The organism is Janthinobacterium agaricidamnosum (assembly GCF_003667705.1).
GTDB lineage: Bacteria > Pseudomonadota > Gammaproteobacteria > Burkholderiales > Burkholderiaceae_D > Janthinobacterium.
Genome location: NZ_CP033019.1, coordinates 4,444,644 through 4,462,582, shown reverse-complemented (window position 1 = coordinate 4,462,582; position 17,939 = coordinate 4,444,644). Strand labels below are relative to the sequence as shown.

Annotated in this window: 16 protein-coding genes and 1 pseudogene; 6 read left to right on the top strand and 11 right to left on the bottom strand. The window is 62.7% G+C overall.

The genetic code is table 11. The annotated features are described in order from the left end of the window. Positions 1-23: 23 nt before the first annotated feature. From D9M09_RS20145 to D9M09_RS20120, 7 genes are all read right to left on the bottom strand, one after another. Positions 24-197 (bottom strand): Flp family type IVb pilin, encoded by a 174-nt coding sequence (locus D9M09_RS20145; protein ID WP_070222439.1) that lies wholly within the window; start codon positions 195-197, stop codon positions 24-26. Positions 198-272: 75 nt separating this feature from the next. Beyond that, positions 273-419, bottom strand: coding sequence for a hypothetical protein (locus tag D9M09_RS29170; protein ID WP_157814672.1), 147 nt, complete (start codon positions 417-419; stop codon positions 273-275). Positions 420-671: 252 nt separating this feature from the next. After that, positions 672-1,373, bottom strand: coding sequence for a response regulator (locus D9M09_RS20140; RefSeq protein WP_070222441.1), 702 nt, complete (start codon positions 1,371-1,373; stop codon positions 672-674). Continuing rightward, on the bottom strand, positions 1,370-3,037 hold the full coding sequence (locus D9M09_RS20135; protein ID WP_139142972.1) for a sensor histidine kinase: 1,668 nt from the start codon (positions 3,035-3,037) through the stop codon (positions 1,370-1,372). Before D9M09_RS20135 ends, D9M09_RS20140 begins: the two co-directional genes overlap by 4 nt. 149 nt (positions 3,038-3,186) lie before the next feature. Continuing rightward, complete coding sequence (locus tag D9M09_RS20130; protein ID WP_070289169.1) at positions 3,187-4,146, bottom strand: GGDEF domain-containing protein; 960 nt, start codon at positions 4,144-4,146, stop codon at positions 3,187-3,189. A 5-nt stretch (positions 4,147-4,151) separates the two neighbouring features. Beyond that, positions 4,152-4,778: a chemotaxis protein CheC gene (locus tag D9M09_RS20125; protein ID WP_070222465.1), complete on the bottom strand. Its 627-nt coding sequence runs from the start codon at positions 4,776-4,778 to the stop codon at positions 4,152-4,154. 2 nt (positions 4,779-4,780) lie between these two features. Further along, entirely contained in the window at positions 4,781-5,149 is a 369-nt protein-coding gene (locus tag D9M09_RS20120; protein WP_070222443.1) for a response regulator, read from the bottom strand. Between the two features lie 208 nt (positions 5,150-5,357). Between D9M09_RS20120 and rpiA the strand changes: the two genes are divergently transcribed. Then, positions 5,358-6,035: a ribose-5-phosphate isomerase RpiA gene (gene rpiA / locus D9M09_RS20115; protein ID WP_070289159.1), complete on the top strand. Its 678-nt coding sequence runs from the start codon at positions 5,358-5,360 to the stop codon at positions 6,033-6,035. Between the two features lie 20 nt (positions 6,036-6,055). Here the strand turns inward: rpiA and D9M09_RS20110 are convergent, their stop codons facing one another. Continuing rightward, the gene (locus D9M09_RS20110; protein WP_240453429.1) at positions 6,056-6,619 is read right to left on the bottom strand and encodes a DUF6622 family protein; all 564 of its coding nucleotides are present in this window, start codon (positions 6,617-6,619) and stop codon (positions 6,056-6,058) included. 171 nt (positions 6,620-6,790) lie between these two features. Then, positions 6,791-7,063, bottom strand: a complete 273-nt coding sequence (locus tag D9M09_RS20105; protein WP_034750797.1) for an oxidative damage protection protein — start codon at positions 7,061-7,063, stop codon at positions 6,791-6,793. A 219-nt stretch (positions 7,064-7,282) separates the two neighbouring features. Here D9M09_RS20105 and kdsA point away from each other — a divergent pair, with 219 nt between their 5' ends. After that, entirely contained in the window at positions 7,283-8,128 is an 846-nt protein-coding gene (kdsA, locus tag D9M09_RS20100; protein WP_034750794.1) for a 3-deoxy-8-phosphooctulonate synthase, read from the top strand. Positions 8,129-8,172: 44 nt separating this feature from the next. Here kdsA and argA read toward each other — a convergent pair whose 3' ends face one another. Continuing rightward, the gene (gene argA / locus D9M09_RS20095) at positions 8,173-9,483 is read right to left on the bottom strand and encodes an amino-acid N-acetyltransferase (protein ID WP_046685875.1); all 1,311 of its coding nucleotides are present in this window, start codon (positions 9,481-9,483) and stop codon (positions 8,173-8,175) included. Positions 9,484-9,539: 56 nt separating this feature from the next. On the opposite strand from argA, the gene hrpA reads away from it, so the two are divergent. Continuing rightward, positions 9,540-13,745: an ATP-dependent RNA helicase HrpA gene (gene hrpA, locus D9M09_RS20090; protein ID WP_205602272.1), complete on the top strand. Its 4,206-nt coding sequence runs from the start codon at positions 9,540-9,542 to the stop codon at positions 13,743-13,745. Positions 13,746-13,919: 174 nt separating this feature from the next. Then, positions 13,920-14,000 (top strand): annotated as a pseudogene (locus D9M09_RS30105) (DUF3418 domain-containing protein); the annotation flags it as partial. Positions 14,001-14,241: 241 nt separating this feature from the next. Here the strand turns inward: D9M09_RS30105 and D9M09_RS20080 are convergent. Beyond that, the gene (locus tag D9M09_RS20080; protein WP_070221465.1) at positions 14,242-14,826 is read right to left on the bottom strand and encodes a PRC-barrel domain-containing protein; all 585 of its coding nucleotides are present in this window, start codon (positions 14,824-14,826) and stop codon (positions 14,242-14,244) included. Positions 14,827-15,238: 412 nt separating this feature from the next. Between D9M09_RS20080 and D9M09_RS20075 the strand changes: the two genes are divergently transcribed. After that, complete coding sequence (locus tag D9M09_RS20075) at positions 15,239-16,426, top strand: extracellular catalytic domain type 1 short-chain-length polyhydroxyalkanoate depolymerase (RefSeq protein ID WP_121670232.1); 1,188 nt, start codon at positions 15,239-15,241, stop codon at positions 16,424-16,426. A 288-nt stretch (positions 16,427-16,714) separates the two neighbouring features. Continuing rightward, entirely contained in the window at positions 16,715-17,929 is a 1,215-nt protein-coding gene (locus D9M09_RS20070) for an MFS transporter (RefSeq protein WP_121670231.1), read from the top strand. The last annotated feature ends 10 nt before the right edge of the window (positions 17,930-17,939 follow it).

Below are 17,939 nucleotides of genomic sequence, written 5' to 3'. Positions count from 1 at the left end.
GGGCCGGCCCGGACGGCACCGCGTCAGGCATTGGCGGTGGTCAGCTTGGTGCCGATGGTGCTGAAGGTTTTTTTCAGCTGCGTGCCGACGATGGTGATGGCGGCGATGATCACCACGGCGATCAGGGCGGCGATCAGGCCATATTCGATTGCGGTGACGCCATCTTCTTCGCGGATAAAGTTTTTGATGAGGTTCATGACAACTCCTGGTGGTGGTTAAGCTACGACGGTGGGTAAAACGGCATGGCGGTGTTGCTTCCTGTTGCTACGCTCTCATGGGCTTTCGCCCAGTGCGAGCAGTCCGATGATGCACACCACCGCCATGAGGGCCGCCACCAGGGCATAGCGGTAGAACGCAGCCTTTTCCTTGCCCTGCAAATAGGTGATCAGGGCTGTCGGAAGAAACTTGTCAAGGCGCATGCTGTGCTCCGTGTCGTGGTGGGCCGCGCGGTGATTTGCACTCCGGTAAATCCACTATAGAAGTTGGCACCTTGATCTACATCAGAAGAACATCCTTTTATTGCAAGGAGGAATTGCTTGTTTTTTTCGTGACAATTGTCATGGTCGAGTCTGGCGCGCGGGCGCGCGGGCGCAGGCAGCGCCGGTGGCTGGCGAAGGGGGCGGCGGAGGGAGTGCGCGGCCGGGCAGTGGCCGTGCCGGGGGACAGCGGCGTCAGGCGCCGGGCGGCAATTGGCCCAGCTGGTGCTTGGTGGCGTAGGCGTACAGTTCCAGGCGGTTGTATACGCCCAGCTTGCGGTAGATCGACGTCAGGTGGTTGCGCAGGGTGTGTTCGGAGATGAACAGCTGGTCCGCCAGCAGCTTGGCCGGCGTGCCGCTGCCGTGCACCAGCGCGGCGATGATCTTTCTTTCCTTGAGGGTCAGGCTGGCGATGGCGATGGCTTGCGCCGAGCCGCCGCCGGGCTGGGTCAGCTGCGTCAGCATGCGTCCCAGCATCGCGTGTTCCAGCCACAGCTCGCCCTGGTATACCTTTTCGATGGCCTTCAGCACCATCTCCGCCGGCGCATCCTTGCTGACGATGCCGCGCGCGCCTTTCAGCACCGTCTGGTCCAGGACGGCCTGGTCGTGGCTGGCCGTCAGCACCAGCACGCGCGTGCTGCCGCACTGCGCCAGCGCGGGCAGGATGGCCAGCGAGCTGATGCCGCCCAGGTCCAGGTCCAGCACGATCACATCCGGTTGCAGCGCCTTCGCCTGCTCCAGCGCCTCGGCGCTGTCGGACGCCGTGGCGACCACGCGCATGCCCGAGTGCTCGCCGCCGATCAGCCGCTCCAGGCCCCACAGCATGGTCTTGTGATCGTCCACCAGCATGACGCTGATGACATGGCTGGCCGGGGGCGTGTAGCGTAAGTCGTTCATATGGGGATCTCGATCTGCACGGAGGTGTTGCCCAGCATGCCATGCGTGACGCGGGCCGTGCCACCCAGGGCGGCTGCCCGTTCGGCCAGCGAGTCGGGCAGAAAATCGGGGACGTGCGCGGCCGCGCATTCGTTGTCGATGCTGATGTGCAGCGCGCCCTGCACGCAGGTCAGCTTGACGGCGCCGTGGCGCGCCGACGTATGCTTGCGGATATTGCTCATGCCTTCGTTGACGATCTGGAACACCTCGGCCGCCAGGCGGTCGTTGATGTGCAGGTCGCCTTCGATTTGCAGGGCGATGTCGATGCCATAGAATTCGCGGATCTGCGTGGCCTGGCGGCGCAGCGCGACCAGCAGTTCCGGCTCGCTTTGCACCTGGCCGTTCTTGAACGTGCGCGCGTAGCTGCGCAGGTCGGCGATCACCTGGCCCGACATGATGATCAGTTTTTCCAGTTCGGGCAGCAGCGGGTTGCCGGGCGTGGCTTCGTTGCGCAGGGCGGCCAGGCCGTGGCGCAGGCCGATATACGGCTGCACGGCCGTGTCATGCAGGTCGCGGGCGATCTTTTCGCGCTCGCGCGAGGCCGCCTGCGACGCCAGGCGGTCGAGCAGGTCGATGTTTTCAATGACGGGAAACGCCTGCGCGCCGATATGACTGAGAAACAGGGCGTCCGTCTTGCTCATGCTGGTGGCGGAGACGATGAAGATGCGGCCCTTGCCATTGCGCAGGGGCAGCGGTGCGCTGATGAAGGCGTGCGCTTCGAGCAGCTCGGCCAGGCGGTCGCCTGCCGCGTCGTCGTGCCGCAGCCAGCGTCCGCTGTCGGGATCGAGCATGCGCGCGCCGCCTGTCCACGGCAGCCAGCGGCCGGCGGGCTGGTTGTACAAGGCGATTTTATCGTGCGGGAAAGCGAGCAGGGGACTGGCGGCGTCATCGCTGAGGAGCGAGCTGGTGTGCACGACGCCCGTTGCCGTTTGCAGCACGCTGCGCAGCGACCAGACCCGCGTGCCCTTGTCCTGCATGATCAGCAGGCAGCTGCGGCCGTTGAAATAACTGCGGGTTTTTTCCAGCACGGAGGTAATGGTCTGGTCGACGCCAAAGCGCGGATTGGACAGCTGGCTGACATCGCGCAGCAGCGCCAGGTGGCTGCGCTGCGTGATGGCCGAACCGCCCCAGTAGGCGATCATGTAGCCGAGCGCCAGCAGGAAGGTGGTACGCAGCAGCAGGCGCGACAGCTCCGCATCCGATTCGCCGAACAGGGCCGTGGCGGCGAACAGGCCGGCCGAGGCCAGGGTCACGCGCGCGCCTTCCTCGAAGCCCCGCTGGAACGACGAGGTCAGGATGGCAAAGAAAAAAAACAGGAAGAATAAATTGTTGTGGCTGCTGGTGGAAAACACGATCAGCGCATACCAGGCCACGTCGAGCCAGTACAGCAAGATGTCCTGGGGCAGGCTGAAGCCCAGCACGGCCAGCACATAGAGCAGCAGGCTGTGCATGGTGTAGGCGGAAAAGATCAGCCAGGTAATCTTGCTCAGCTTGCCGGCGCTTTCGGGGTCGATGAACAGGGTCAGCAAGGTGGCGCTCGACAGCAGCAGGCGCATGCCGTTGACCATGGTCGTATCCATGCCGGCACCCGGCAAGCCGGATCTGAGGGGAGGATCGAGATTCACAAGCGCTCCTGGCCGTGTCCCGCATGGTGAGCCATGCGCAGGGATAGATACCACAGATAAATTCTTGTTATTGTTGCTGCAATCAATGACGAGTCTACGCACACGCCATAAAGATGTCTACTGGAATCCTTTGCCCTGCGTTGCTTTTTTTACAGCGGCTGCACCATCACGCGGTTGCGCCCGGCGCCCTTGGCCAGGTACAGGGCGCGGTCGGCGGCGCCGATCAGGGCGGAGATGGTCGGCTGCTGCTGCGGGTGCTGGGTGGCGATGCCGATGCTGACCGTGATGTGCTTGACCTCATTGCCCGTCTTGGCATGCGGAATGCGCAGTCCGGCCGCGTGCTGGCGGATTACCTCGGCCATGCGCAGCGCCTGCGCCGCGTCCGTGTCGGGCAGGATGGCGGCAAATTCCTCGCCGCCATAGCGCGCCAGCAAGTCTGTGGGGCGCTGCAGGATGGCGGCCAGTTCGGCCGCGACGCGGATCAGGCAATCATCACCTTGCTGGTGGCCGTAATGGTCGTTGTAGTCCTTGAAGTGATCGATATCGATCATCAGCAGCGACAGGGGGCTGCCCGTGCGCATGGCGCGCCGCATTTCCTTCTCGATCGCCACGTCGAAGTGGCGGCGGTTGGCGATGCCCGTCAAGCCATCGGCAAAGGTTTGCGAACGCAAGACCATGGTCTGTTCGCGCAGCAGCTTTTCGCGGCCCACGGCGATGGTGACATCATTGATCTGGATCAGGCAGTGGCGCGGCGAATCGGGCAAATTGATCGGCGTGACGGCGATCGCCTGCTGCATGCGCTCCCGGCCTTCGGCCGCGCCATGCGTGTACAGGGGAAACGGCGCCTTGTGCAGGGTTTGCGACAGCAGCGACTGGAAATTGTCGCGCAGGGCCTGGGTGATGGCCGAATCGATGCGCTTGTGGCGCAGTTCCGGATAGACGGTGAAGAAATCCTGGCCCAGCACGGCGTCGGCCTGGCATGCCGAGTGGCGCGCCATCCAGTGGTTCCACAGCACGATGCGGTGCTGCTCGTCGAGCACGATGGCGCCCAGGTTGACGGCGCCGAGTATGCTCTCGAGCAGGGCGAGTCGGTGTAAGGCATCGGGCATGATCGTCACGCCTGTCCCAGGACCTTGGCCAGATAGTGGCTGACCTGCTGCTTCAGGTCGTGCAGGGCGGACAGGTCGAGCACGAATGCCACATAACCGTGGATCTGGTGCTTGGACAGCACGAAGTCGATATGCAGCATCAGTACGACGGCCTCGTCATCGTGGCCGCCGAACGAAGACAGGATTTCCGCGCTGGTGCCCACGTGGTACAGGGGCAGCGAGCCATGCAGTTCGCTGTCGAACAGGTTGGCCAAAGTCCCTACGCAGGAATTGAGGATGATGTTGCCGATTTCGCTCATCGCTTCCTGTTCCATCTCCGTCAGTTCCTGCAGCGGCATGGCGTCGCCCACCATCAGGCGCACGATTTCCAGGCTTTTATCTTCCGGGAACATCAGGATGGCTTCGGTGGCGAAGGCGCCATCGTAATGCTGGCTGACGCCGCAGATGCGTTCGCCATCCTTCTTGCTGCCCAGCAGGGCAGCCGCATCGGCACGGTTCAGGAAAGTGATCGACGGCACCGACATGGTGACCTCTTCATTGACGATCTCGCTCATCGCGGCGGCCGCATGGCCCACCCCGATGTTGAATATCTCCACGAGGGCATCGTTTTCCAGTTCGGAGAGATTGACCATGCTCACAGTCCCAGTGACTCGATCAGCTGGTGGATGCGGGTTTCCGTGATCGGTTTTTCCATGAAGCCGACACGAAGTTCGATGGCGCGGTTGCGGATGGCGTTTTGCACGTTCGCCGTGACGAGAACGATGTGCGTTTGGGGGCACAGCGCGCGCAATTGTTCCGCCGCCGCCACACCGCCCATGCCGGGCATGTTGACATCCAGTAATATCAGAACAGGGCTGACAGTCTTGACTTTTTCCAGGGCTTCCTCACCCGTCGCCGCCTCAATCACTTGCCAGTCGGCATGTTTGCTGAGGATGAACTGATGCGACATCAGACGTGAAACCCGGCTGTCATCGACAACAAGTACCTGCTTACTGTGATTCATGTGCTATTCCTGAAACGTCATATCGGTCAATCGTTCCATTTTCGCATATTTTAGAGGGCATAGAGAGTAATTGGCTGGGCAATTGCCTTGGGGCAAGTCTTTTCCACTTGCCTGTTGTATCCCGTCGCCAGGTCCGTCATCATGGCCGGCTGGCCGGGCCGGCAATCCGTTAAAATAGCGGCATTCCTCACTTTAGCCTTTTTTTGCCATGACCCAAGACGAATTGAAGCAAGCCGTAGCCCGCGCCGCCATTAACTATGTGGTGGACGGTGAAATCATCGGTGTCGGCACCGGTTCCACCGCCAACTTTTTCATCGATGAACTGGCCAAGATCAAGGACCGCATCAAGGGGACGGTCGCGTCGTCCGAAGCGACGGCCGCGCGCCTGGCCGGTCATGGCATTCCCGTCTTCGACCTGAACGACGTCGAGTCGATCGCCGTCTACATCGATGGCGCCGATGAAATCACGGCCAGCGGCGCCATGATCAAGGGCGGCGGCGCGGCATTGACGCGCGAAAAGATCGTCGCGTCCGTCGCGAAACAGTTCGTCTGCATCGCCGACGGCTCCAAGCTCGTCGAGACCCTCGGTGCCTTCCCGCTGCCGGTGGAAGTGGTGCCGATGGCGCGCGCCGCCGTCTCGCGCCAGCTGGCCGCGCTGGGCGGCACGCCCCGCTTGCGCCTGAAGCCTGGCAGCACGGAAGCCTTCATCACCGACAACGGCGGCGAGATCATCGACGTGCTGGGCTTGCAGATCGCCGACCCGGTGGCGCTGGAACAGCAGATCAACCAGATCGTCGGCGTCATCGCCGTCGGCCTGTTCGCTGTGCGCGGCGCGAATGTCTGCCTGCTGGGCATGCCGGAAGGCGTGCGTACCTTGGCGTACTGATATGCAGCAGAAATCCGGGGTCAGTCACTACGTGATCGGAATGCGCCCCACTGGGGCGTATTCCCCCGCCGGGTCTGACCCCAGCCTTCCGTTTGCACCGCCCGGTACACGGCCACGGTGCGCAGCAAGCCGCCGAGGAAGATGCCGCTGAAGCAGCCGTAGGCGAGGCAGACGGGCACGATGAAGCCGGTCGCATGGGCGTAGGCCGGCGCGATGGCCAGGGTCACGGCCACCGCATACTTCATGCAAAAGATACTCATCATCAGCATCAACGGCACCCAGCTGCCGGGACGCTGCACGCTGGCCCGCTCGGGTATGGCGACGATCTTGCGCGCATCGCTCAGCGTCCATGCCAGCGCCGCGCCGGCCAGGGCGCCGGCGGCCCAGGCGAACGGCGCCACGCCGGCCAGGCCGAAACTGCCCTGCACGCCGCTCAGCGACAGGGCCAGCATGACCAGGGGAATGATGCACAGCTTGCGCAAGGTCACTTCGCGTGCGCGGCTGGCCAGCACGCCCCGGTAGACGAGGAAGCCCAGGATGGCCCAGACGTAGAGGGGAGTGTGGCTGAAGATGTGCTGCAACATGGTGTCCGCCTTTGGAGTGAGGTTGTCGATGGATGTACTGTGCCAGCGGGCGGCATGGGCGGCGAGCGGTGTGCGACGAAACGGGGAGGCGGTGCCGTGAAACGGCGGAGGAGGGCGTGAAACGCAGGTGAAACTGCCCGTGACGCGGCGGCCACGGGCAAGCGATAAAACTTATTCCGTTGGCGGCACGTAGCCCATGGCGGCATCGGCGCCATCGCCGAAGAAATGCTTTTCCATCTGCGTGGCCAGGTATTTGCGGGCGCGCGCGTCGGCCAGGTTCAAACGGTTTTCATTGACCAGCATAGTCTGGTGCTTGAGCCAGGCGGCCCATGCTTCCTTCGACACGGATTCGTAAATCTTCTTGCCCAGTTCGCCCGGGTACGGCGGGAAATCCAGTCCTTCGGCTTCCTTGTTGAGTTTGATGCAGTGGATCGTGCGGGCCATCTGTGCTCCTGAATCAGTGTAGAGATAAAGCGTGATTATAAGGCACTTTGCGCCTGCCCTCGCGGGGCCGTCGCGGCCTGGCGACACGCCGTTTGCCGCGCCCTTGCGCTGGATCAAATTTGATCTGCGCCGCCCTAGCTAGTAAGATGCCTTATCGCGCCAGCCGCTGGCTGCGCCTCTTCCAAGCAAGTAGTAACAATTAACCAATATGGAATCCCTATGACCTCAGTGAAAGTCCATGGCATCGATGTCAGCAATACCGGCAGCTTCGCGCTGTTTGGCGGCATCAACGTGCTCGAATCGCGTGATCTTGCCATGCGCGCCTGCGAAGAATATGTGCGCGTCACGCAAAAACTGGGCATTCCCTATGTGTTCAAGGCCAGCTTCGACAAGGCCAACCGTTCCTCGATCCATTCCTACCGGGGACCGGGCCTGGAAGAAGGCATGCGCATCTTCCAGGACGTCAAGGCGGCGTTCGGCGTACCCGTGATTACCGACGTGCATGAGCCATGGCAGGCGCAGCAGGTGGCCGAAGTGGTCGACGTGCTGCAACTGCCCGCCTTCCTGGCGCGTCAGACGGACCTCGTCGTGGCGCTGGCGAAAACGGGTAAAGTGATCAACATCAAGAAGCCGCAATTCCTCAGCCCAGGCCAGATGGCCAATATCGTCGAGAAATTCAAGGAAGCGGGCAACGATCAGTTGATCCTGTGCGACCGCGGCACTTGCCTCGGCTACGACAATCTGGTGGTCGACATGCTGGGTTTTGGCGTCATGAAAAAGACCTGCGACGACCTGCCCATCATCTTCGACGTCACGCACGCCCTGCAGCAGCGCGATCCCGGCGGCGCCGCTTCGGGCGGCCGCCGCCAGCAGGTGGCCGACCTGGCCCGCGCCGGCCTGGCCGTCGGCATCGCCGGCCTGTTCCTGGAAGCCCATCCGGACCCGGACAATGCCCGCTGCGACGGCCCCAGCGCCTTGCCGCTGGACCAGCTGGAGCCGTTCCTGGCGCAGTTGAAGGCGCTCGACGATCTGGTCAAGTCGTTTGCGCCGCTGAATATCAAATAACGATCCCAATGTGAAAAAGCCCGGCATGCCGGGCTTTTTCAGTTTTACAGTGTCTTGATCAACACCTGCGACTTGCGCTGCCAGTTATACATATGCTGGCGGTCCTTCGGCAAATCGTCGACGGTGGCCGGCACGAAGCCCCGCTTCTTGAACCAGTGCGAGGTGCGCGTGGTCAGCACGAACAGTTTGTTCAGGCCGGCGGCGCGCGCGCGGTTTTCCATGTGTTTCAGGATGCGCTCGCCGTCGCCCTGGGCTTGCACTTCCGGGTTGACCGTCAAACATGCCATTTCCGCCATCTTTTGCGCGGGGAACGGGTACAGGGCGGCGCAGCCGAAGATCACGCCGTCATGCTCGATGACGGAGAAATAATCGATTTCGCGCTCGATCAGCTCGCGGCCCCGCTTCACCAAAGTGCCGTCCGCTTCCAGCGGTTCGATCAGTTTGATGATGCCGCCCACGTCTTCGATGGTGGCCTGGCGCAGGCTTTCCAGGTTTTCATGGCTGATCATCGTGCCCACGCCATCATGGGTAAACAATTCCAGCAGGGCGGAACCGTCCATCGAGAACGGCACGATATGCGAACGCTCGACGCCGTTGTGGCAAGCCTTGACGCAATGCTTCAGGTAGAACGCCGTGGCGTCGGGCAGGAAGCCGGCCATCAGCACGGCTTCGGCCTGGTGCGACGACAGTTCGCGGATTTCCACGCCCGTGGCGTCTTCCATCATCGGCGTTTCGGTAATAAAGATCAGCTTGTCCGCGTGCAGGGCGATGGCGGCGCTGCACGCCACGTCTTCCATGGTGAGATTAAACGCTTCGCCCGTGGGCGAGAAGCCCAGGGGCGAGAGCAGCACCAGGCCGTCCGAACCAAGGATGGAATGGATGGTTTCTGCATCGACCTTGCGCGTGATGCCCGTCAGTTCCAGGTCCACGCCATCGATCACGCCCAGCGGGCGCGCCGTGATGAAGTTGCCGGAAATGATACGGATGGCCGCATGCGACATGGGCGTGTTCGGCAAGCCCTGGCTGAACGCGGCCTCGATATCGAGGCGCAGCTCGCCGGCCGCTTCCTTTGCGCATTCCAGCGCGGCGATATCCGTGATGCGCACGCCGTTGTGGAAGCGGCCTTCGACGTTACGCAAGGCCAGTTGTTCGGCCACCTGCGGCCGCGAGCCGTAGACGACGGTGACATTGATGTCCAGCGCATGCAGCAGGGACAAATCATGGGCCAGCACCTGCAGCGCCCCGGCGCTGACGAGTTCACCGGGGAAGGCGACCACGAAGGTCTTGCCGCGAAAGGCGTGGATGTAGGGCGCGACGGAGCGCAGCCATTGGACGAATTGGGTAGGGTTTTCCATTAAGCGCATTATAATTCGCTGCGCGATGTGCGCGCTTAAAATACCTGTAAAAAACAATGTCTTCAGCCAGCAATAAGTCTTCCCCTCCTTCCAACGTTGCAAATGTGCCCGCCAGCGGGGGTGTTGCCACGCCTGCCGCCACGCCTGCGCAAGGCCGATCACGCCCGCCCGTGAGCCAGCAAAGGCAGCAGCCGCCACGCGCGGAACAGCAGAAAGAGCAACAGCAACAGCGACAGCAACAGCAGCAGCGCGCGTCGCGTCCGCCGCGCGAGGGGCAGGCGCCGCGCGATGACCAGGCCAGCCGCGAGAGCCGTGACGCGGCCCGCGCCGCGCGCGAGGCGGAAAAGGCCTTCCGCAACCCGCTGCCACCGATTACGTATCCGGAAGACTTGCCCGTCTCGGGCCGGCGCGAAGAAATCGCCAAGGCCTTGACGGAAAACCAGGTCATCATCGTCTCGGGCGAGACGGGTTCCGGCAAGACGACGCAGTTGCCGAAGATTTGCCTGGAACTGGGACGCGGACAGAAGGGCATGATCGGCCACACGCAGCCGCGCCGGATCGCCGCCTCGTCGACGGCCAAGCGCATCGCGCAGGAACTGGGCACGCCCTTGGGCGAAACCGTGGGTTTCAAGGTGCGCTTTAACGACACCCTGAGCCGTGGCGCGTCCGTCAAGCTGATGACGGACGGCATTCTGCTGGCCGAGACGCAGACCGACCCCTTGTTGAAAAACTACGACACCATCATCATCGATGAAGCGCACGAACGCAGCCTGAACATCGACTTCCTGCTTGGTTATTTAAAGCAGCTGCTGCCGCGCCGGCCCGACCTGAAGATCATCATCACCTCGGCCACCATCGATGCCGAGCGCTTCTCGCGCCATTTCGGCACGCCGGAAAAACCGGCACCCGTGATCGAAGTGTCGGGCCGTCTGTACCAGGTGGAAGTGCGCTACCGTCCCGTGGAACGCGAGCAGGTGGCCATGCCTGGCGCAGGCAGCAATGCCGACAAGCCGGGCCAGCGCACCGCCGCTGCGCGCGAAAAGCGCGACTTGATGGATGCCGTCGTCGATGGCGTGGAAGAGCTGTGCCGCATCGGCTCGGGCGACGTGCTGGTGTTCCTGCCCGGCGAGCGCGAAATCCGCGACTGCGCCGAAGCGCTGCGCAAGCACCATCCGCCGCATGTGGAGATTTTGCCGCTGTTCGCCCGCCTGTCGGCCGAGGAGCAGGAACGCGTCTTCAAGACCAGCAATGCGCGCCGCATCGTGCTGGCCACCAACGTGGCGGAAACCTCGCTGACGGTGCCCGGCATCCGCTACGTGGTCGACGCGGGCCTGGCGCGCGTGAAACGCTACAGCTACCGCAACAAGGTCGAACAGCTGCAGGTCGAACCGATCGCCCAGTCGGCCGCCAACCAGCGCGCCGGCCGTTGCGGCCGCGTGGCCGACGGCGTGTGCATCCGTTTGTACGAAGAGCAGGATTATCTGCTGCGGCCGAAATTCACGGAGCCGGAAATCCTGCGCTCCTCGCTGGCCGCCGTCATCCTGCGCATGAAGTCGCTGCACCTGACGGACGTGGAAACCTTCCCCTTCATCGAGCCGCCGCTGGCGCGCGCCATCGCCGACGGTTACCAGCTGCTGCAGGAACTCGGTGCTGTCGATGAAGTCAATAAACTGACGGCGCTGGGCAACAAGCTGGCCAAGCTGCCGCTGGACCCGCGCGTGGGACGCATGATTTTGGCCGCGCTCGATAACGCGTGTTTGACGGAAGTGCTGATCGTCGCCTCCGCGTTGTCGGTGCAGGACCCGCGCGACCGCCCGATGGAACACCAGCAGGCGGCCGACGAAGCGCACAAGAAATTCGCCGATGAAAAGTCGGAGTTCCTCAGCTACCTGAAGATCTGGCGCTGGTTCGAGTCCGCCATCGAGCACAAGAAAACCAACCGCCAGCTGCAGGACAATTGCCGCACGAATTTCCTGTCGCAGATGCGCTTGCGCGAATGGCGCGACGTGCACTCGCAGCTGCTGACCATCGTCAAGGAGCAGGGCTGGCGCCTGAACGAAGCGCCCGCCACCTACGACAATCTGCACATGGCCTTGCTGACCGGTTTGCTGGGCAATATCGGTTTCAAAGGCGAGGACGAGCCGGGCGCCGGGTATATGGGCGCGCGCGGCATCAAGTTCCATATCTGGCCCGGTTCTTCGCTGCTGAAAAAGCCGGGCAAGTGGATCATGGCGGCCGAACTGGTCGACACGACGCGGCTGTACGCGCGCTGCGTGGCGCAGATCCAGCCCGAGTGGCTGGAAAAAGTGGGCGAGCACCTGCTGAAGAAATCGTGGGGCGAGCCGCGCTGGGAAAAACGTTCGGCGCAAGTGACGGCGTCCGAACGGGCGACTTTATATGGGCTGGTGGTGTACAGCCAGCGGCGCATCAACTACGGCAACTTCAACTTGCCGGAAGCGCGCGAGATTTTCATCCGCGACGCCCTCGTTGGCGGCGACTTCGACACGCGCGCGCCATTCTTTGCGCACAACCACAAGCTGATCAAGGATATCGAAAACCTCGAGCACAAATCGCGCCGGCTGGACGTGCTGGTCGACGATGAACTGATCGCCGCCTTCTACGACAAGCTGCTGCCGGCGGACGTGTGCAATGGCGCCGGTTTCGAGAAGTGGCACAAGGAAGCCACGCGCGAGAACCAGAAGCTGCTGTACCTGAACCGCGAAGAGCTGATGCGCCACGAAGCGGCCGGCGTGACGACGGACCTGTTCCCGAAAACCATGTCCGTGACGGGACTGGAAATGGGCCTCACGTACCACTTCGAGCCGGGCAGCGTGCGCGATGGCGTGACCTTGAGCGTGCCCCTGTATGCGCTGAACCAGTTGCCGCGCGAGCGCTGCGAATGGCTGGTGCCGGGCATGCTGAAGGAAAAAGTGCATCTGCTATTAAAATCCTTGCCGCAAAAGCTGCGCCGCCACTGCGTGCCGCTGCCCGATTACGCGGCGAAATTCTGCGAGCGCGTGCATGAGGCGGGCGTGTTTGGCCGCGGTGATTTGATCGATGCCATCATCCTCGACATCCGCACGCAGATCACGATCAATGTGCTGACGACGGACTTCAAGCCGGAAACCCTGCCGGCCCATCACTTCATGAATTTCAAGGTGATCGACGAGCATGGCCGCCAGCTGGACATGGGCCGCAACCTGGCCACCCTGCAGGCGGAATTCGGCGGCCAGGCGCGCCAGAGTTTCCAGAAGCTGGCAGAAGTGTCGGGCGTCTCCGGCACGGGCACGCCCGGTGCCAAGGTGGCCGGCGCGCAAGTGGCGTCGCGGCTGCAGGCACAGGGCGCTACAGTCGCAGCAGGCAAGGGCGCATCCGCCGCCGCGCCGGCGCCTCCGAACGCCACCGTCTCGCAGCACATGGGTTTGACGGCCTGGACCTTCGGCGAATTGCCGGAGCTGCTCGAAATCGTGCAGGGCAAGCTGACTTTGATCGGTTTCCCTGCCCTCGTCGACAAGGGCATGCATTGCGACCTGGAAGTGTTTGACGACCCGACCGTGGCCGCGCGTACGCACAAGGTCGGTTTGCGCCGTTTATTTGCGCTGCAAATGAAGGAGCAGATCAAGTACGTCGAGAAAAGCATCCCCGGCTTGCAGCAGATGGGCATGCAATTCATGGCCCTGGGTTCGCAGGAAGAGTTGCGCGAGCAAATCATCAACAAGGCGCTCGACATTGCTTGCTTGCAAGATCCGCTGCCGCTGGACGCCGCCTCGTTTGCCAAGCGACAGGCGGAAGGCAAGTCGCGCCTGGTCTTGCTGGTCAATGAAATCGCCCGTTTGCTGTCGCAAGTGCTGACGGAATTCCACGGCTTGCCGAAGCGGCTGCAAAATATTCCCGCAGCGGCGGCCACCGATATCCAGGCGCAGCTGCAGGGACTCGTGCATAAACGTTTCCTGACGGAAAACGAATACACGCAGCTCGCGCATTTCCCCCGCTACTTAAAAGCGATCAATGTACGCCTGGAAAAACTGCGCGCCGACCCCGCACGCGACACCAAGTTGATGGCCGAATGGCAATCGGCCGCCGCGCCGTACTTGCGCCAGGCCAAGGACCGCCAGGCCGGCAAGAACACGGATCCGAAACTGGTCGAGTTCCGCTGGATGCTGGAAGAGCTGCGCGTGTCGCTGTTTGCGCAGGAATTGCGCACGCCGATGCCCGTGTCTGCCAAGCGTTTGCAGAAGGTGTGGGAATCGATGCAGCGGTAGGTCGGATTAGCGCGTCCGCAGGGCGCGCGTAATCTGACTCATCGTTGGCCCGGGCGATGGAGTGGTGTTGATGGTGTCAATGGTGTCAATGGGTGTCGATGGGTGTTAACGGTGTCGCTGGTGGTGTCGGATTACGCGGCTGCGCCGCTAATCCGACCTACCTGACCTGCCCGACTGTTCGCACGGGAATTGCGCACGCCGATGCCCGTGTCTGCCAAGCGTTTGCAGAAGGTATGGGAATCGATGCAGCGGTAGGTCGGATTAGCGCGTCCGCAGGGCGCGCGTAATCCGACGTCATCGTTGGCCTGGGCGATGGGGTGGTGTCAATGGTGTCAACGGGTGTCGATGGTGTCAATGGTGTCGACGGGTGTTGATGGGTTTCGATGGGTGTTAACGGTGTCGCTGGTGGTGTCGGATTACGCGGCTGCGCCGCTAATCCGACCTACCCGACCTACCCGACCTACCCGACCAGTGCGACCTGTGCGACCTGCCCGATCTACGTTCTATCTTTATTGAGATCATCGTCGCTGAGCGATGAGCGCGAGCCGCTCTGGCTGCTGGTGCCGGCGCGGCTGCCGCTCATGGAGCTGCCGGACAGGCTGCCTTCGCTGCCCGATTGCAGGCTGGCGCCACCGCGCAGGTCGCTGCCCGATGGCATGCGGCTGCCGGCCATGGCGCCGCTGCTGTAGCGCGTGCCGCTGCCATAGAACGCTTCCATCTGCTGGTTCCAGGCATCGCTGCCCATGTCGGGCCAGTTGTTCTTGTCGAAGCCGGGAGCATTTTTCAGCAGGTCTTTATCCACGTTGAGCAGGAAGCGCTTGTTGACGGTGTCCAGGGTCAGGCGTTCCCAGGGCACGGCAAACAATTTGTCGCCCATGCCCAGGATACCGCCGAACGACAGCACGGCATAGGCGATCTGGCCGGTGCGCATGTCGAGCATGATTTCCTTGATGTCACCCAGCTCCTCGTCGTTGTGATTGTAGACTTCGTCCCCGATCAGGGTGTCGGCCCCCATCAGGGCTGGCCCCGGGCCGTCGTGGTTGCGGTACATGCCCAGGATGTCGCGGTCCAGATAGCTCATGGTGTTCTCTCCTCTGGTGAAATGCTGATCGAACATGCAGATTAAGCTTACGCACCTGTTCGCGTTTGATCTGCCTCAATGGTGTTAAGTAACGCCCAATAAATTATTATGATTTCTGACTTCCATAACCGGCGCTCTGCAAGGTGGCCGACGAGGCTTGCCCACTGCTAGCAGTGCTCGCACTGCGTTGCAGTGGGCGCCTTGCATAGCATCCGGTTCTGTTCGTCATAAATTCACAATAATTTCCTGAGGATTACTTAGCGGCACTTTTATCCGTGTGCAAACGTACGGTGTGGTCGGCCAATTGCGGTACTCTATGCGTTCTACGGAGGAGGCCGCACATGCTGACGATGCAACGATGCAGAGGGATGAACTTGCGGTACGCTCCACCAAGACACGCGCGCCGAGCGCCATGGTAAAGCCCGCCACCAAATGGCTGCGCGGGCTATTGCGCGCCGGTAAGGCACAGCAGCGCACGGCAACCAAGCTGGCCAAGGTGCTGTTCGGGCCCGTGCCTGCCAAGCCCAGGGCCAAGCCCCGCAGCAAGCCTGTGGCCAAGACCAGGCCGACGCCGCGCGCCAGGCCCGCCAGCGACGCCGTGCCCTCGCTGGCGCCGTTTGCCACGCCCCTGTCGCCACCGCGCGTGCGCAAGCGAACGGCGCCCCCGCCGGGCAAGTGGCTGGCCGCCCACTACGCGCCGTTGGCGGAACTGGGGCAGTTGCCCGGACGGCGCCTGCCATATTTCCTGTACCTGCCCGAAAAAGCGCCGAGCGCCGCCATGCGCAGCCGTGGCCGGCCGCTGCTGGTGATGCTGCACGGCTGCGAGCAGAGCGCCACGCAGTTTGCCGACGGCACGCGCATGAACCGCCTGGCCGAGCGCAAGGGCTATGCCGTGCTGTATCCGCAGCAATCGCTGCGCGCGCATGCGCGCCGCTGCTGGAAGTGGTACGACAAGCTGACGCAGGAGGGCGGCGGCGACGTGCGCCTGATCGTCGGTGCCATCGAGCAGGTGGCGGCCCGCTATGCGATCGACCGCGCGCGCATTTATATCTGCGGCATTTCCGCCGGCGCCGGCATGGCGCATATCGTGGCCCTGAATCACCCGCATCTGTTCGCCGCGCTGGGCCTGCATTCGGGCCCTGTGTTTGGCGCCGGCCATAACCTGATCGGCGCGCTGGGCGTGATGCAGCATGGCGCCAGTGCCCGCGCCGATGCGGCCATCGATGAAGTGCTGGCGCGCCAGCCCGCGTTCCCCCGCCTGCCCACCATCCTGCTGCAAGGGCTGTCCGACAAGGTGGTGCGTCCCATTAACCAGACGCAGCTGGTACGCCAGAGCGTGCGCGTGAACCGCATGCCCGCCGACACGCTGGTAACGGCGCAGCGCCTGCCCGGCGGCGCTGCGGGCGGGCGCAATCCGGCCCATGCCTATGCGCTGCACGACTATCAGGTGGGCAAGCAGGTGCTGCTGCGCGTGGCGCAGATCGAGCACCTCGAGCACGCGTGGAGCGGCGGCGACGCCAGCCTGCCGTTCAACGACAAGGCCAAGCCCGACGCCAGCAAGATGCTGCTCGATTTCTTCGCCGGCCACCGCCGCCGGTAAGCGGCCCCCCGCGCGCCCACTGGTACGCATCGTTTTTCCCTTCCCGGCATGCCCGCGCCAACGCGCCGGCATGCTGGCGCGCCCTTTTCAGGGCAGGCGCCACTCCCGCAATGCCATGGAATTATCGTAAGTGGTATTGCTGCGGTATTTAAAAATCACAAAAATAAGCGTTAAAAATACTAATTGGTATACAATTGGTACACGTTTTCAGTGTGAGATGTGTCCGCCGTCCCATGCCCTGACGGCTGGCATGCACTGACGGCAGCCACCCACGTTACGGAACGCGCCATGTCCATCAAGTCCAAGCAGTTGCTGTGGTTTTTTGCGTTTTTTCTCGTCTTTGAACTGAATATCTATCTGTCGAACGACATGATCATGCCGGCGATGCTGGGCATCGTCGACGAGTTCCAGGCGGAGAAAAAGTTTGTCCCCCTGTCCCTGAGCCTGTATCTGCTGGGCGGCAGTTCCCTGCAGATTTTCCTGGGGCCATTGGCCGACTGCATCGGCAAGCGCAAGCTGGTGTTGACCGGCAATGCCTTGTTCCTGCTGGCCACCTTGGCCGTGCCATTGACCGCCTCGATCGAGCAATTTCTCGCCGTGCGCTTCATCCAGGGCATGGGCTGCTGTTTCATCTTCGTCGGCTATGCCATGATCCACGAGCTGTTCGACGACATGGCCGCCGTCAAGCTCAGCAGTATTCTGTCGAGTACCACCATCCTTGCGCCCCTGGCCGGTCCCATCCTCGGCAGCGCCATCATCAGCCGGCTGGACTGGCGCTACGTGTTTTTCCTCTCGGGCCTGCTGGCGCTGTTGTCCCTGCTGGGCCTGTTCAAGACCATGCCGCGCACGGCGCCCACGGTCACGCGCCTGGACCTTGCCGTCATCGTGCGAAGCTATGCCGCCATTTTCAGCAACGGGCGCTTCATGTTCGGCATGTTCACGGCCGGCCTGGCCACCGTGCCCCTGACGGCCTGGATCGGTTTCTCGCCCATCTTCGTGCTGCAGGAAATGGGCGCCTCCTACGCCACCTATATCGCGCTGCAATGCGTGATTCTGTCGGGCTTCGTCCTCAGCAGCATCGCCATCCAGCGCCTGCGCCAGGATTTTCCGCTCGTCCATCTGCTGCGCATGGGAGGGCTGATCGCGGCGGCCGGCATGCTGGGCGCCGGCGCGGGCCGCCATCACGTCGATGTGTTTGCGGCCTGCATGTTTGTCTATTCCATCGGCTTTGGCCTGTTCAACGGCGCCTTGCTCCGCAGCGCGATCACGGCCAGCAAGGAGTCGATGACATTGACGACGGCCGCCATGAGCTTGCTGTACTGCATTTATCTGTCCGCCTGGCTGCAGCTGTACAACGTGCTGTGCCAGCGCTTCGGCTATGCGCTCGAGACGTATGCGCTGCTGAATATTCCCGTCATCGTGGTCATCGCCGCCTGCCTGCTGTTGTTTACGCGGGGCATGGCGGAGCGCCGGGAAAGCGAGGTGCGGCTGGCCCGGCACTGATGGCGCAGCG

What these genes read in the sequence shown, in the direction of transcription:
- kdsA (WP_034750794.1), top strand. Translation starts at nt 7,283, where the DNA reads ATGACCTCAGTGAAAGTCCATGGCATCGATGTCAGCAATACCGGCAGC.
- D9M09_RS20080 (WP_070221465.1), bottom strand. Translation starts at nt 14,826, where the DNA reads ATGAGCTATCTGGACCGCGACATCCTGGGCATGTACCGCAACCACGAC.
- D9M09_RS20125 (WP_070222465.1), bottom strand. Translation starts at nt 4,778, where the DNA reads ATGGTCAATCTCTCCGAACTGGAAAACGATGCCCTCGTGGAGATATTC.
- rpiA (WP_070289159.1), top strand. Translation starts at nt 5,358, where the DNA reads ATGACCCAAGACGAATTGAAGCAAGCCGTAGCCCGCGCCGCCATTAAC.
- D9M09_RS20140 (WP_070222441.1), bottom strand. Translation starts at nt 1,373, where the DNA reads ATGAACGACTTACGCTACACGCCCCCGGCCAGCCATGTCATCAGCGTC.
- D9M09_RS20070 (WP_121670231.1), top strand. Translation starts at nt 16,715, where the DNA reads ATGTCCATCAAGTCCAAGCAGTTGCTGTGGTTTTTTGCGTTTTTTCTC.
- D9M09_RS29170 (WP_157814672.1), bottom strand. Translation starts at nt 419, where the DNA reads ATGCGCCTTGACAAGTTTCTTCCGACAGCCCTGATCACCTATTTGCAG.
- argA (WP_046685875.1), bottom strand. Translation starts at nt 9,483, where the DNA reads ATGGAAAACCCTACCCAATTCGTCCAATGGCTGCGCTCCGTCGCGCCC.
- D9M09_RS20075 (WP_121670232.1), top strand. Translation starts at nt 15,239, where the DNA reads ATGGTAAAGCCCGCCACCAAATGGCTGCGCGGGCTATTGCGCGCCGGT.
- D9M09_RS20110 (WP_240453429.1), bottom strand. Translation starts at nt 6,619, where the DNA reads ATGTTGCAGCACATCTTCAGCCACACTCCCCTCTACGTCTGGGCCATC.
- D9M09_RS20120 (WP_070222443.1), bottom strand. Translation starts at nt 5,149, where the DNA reads ATGAATCACAGTAAGCAGGTACTTGTTGTCGATGACAGCCGGGTTTCA.
- hrpA (WP_205602272.1), top strand. Translation starts at nt 9,540, where the DNA reads ATGTCTTCAGCCAGCAATAAGTCTTCCCCTCCTTCCAACGTTGCAAAT.
- D9M09_RS20145 (WP_070222439.1), bottom strand. Translation starts at nt 197, where the DNA reads ATGAACCTCATCAAAAACTTTATCCGCGAAGAAGATGGCGTCACCGCA.
- D9M09_RS20105 (WP_034750797.1), bottom strand. Translation starts at nt 7,063, where the DNA reads ATGGCCCGCACGATCCACTGCATCAAACTCAACAAGGAAGCCGAAGGA.
- D9M09_RS20130 (WP_070289169.1), bottom strand. Translation starts at nt 4,146, where the DNA reads ATGCCCGATGCCTTACACCGACTCGCCCTGCTCGAGAGCATACTCGGC.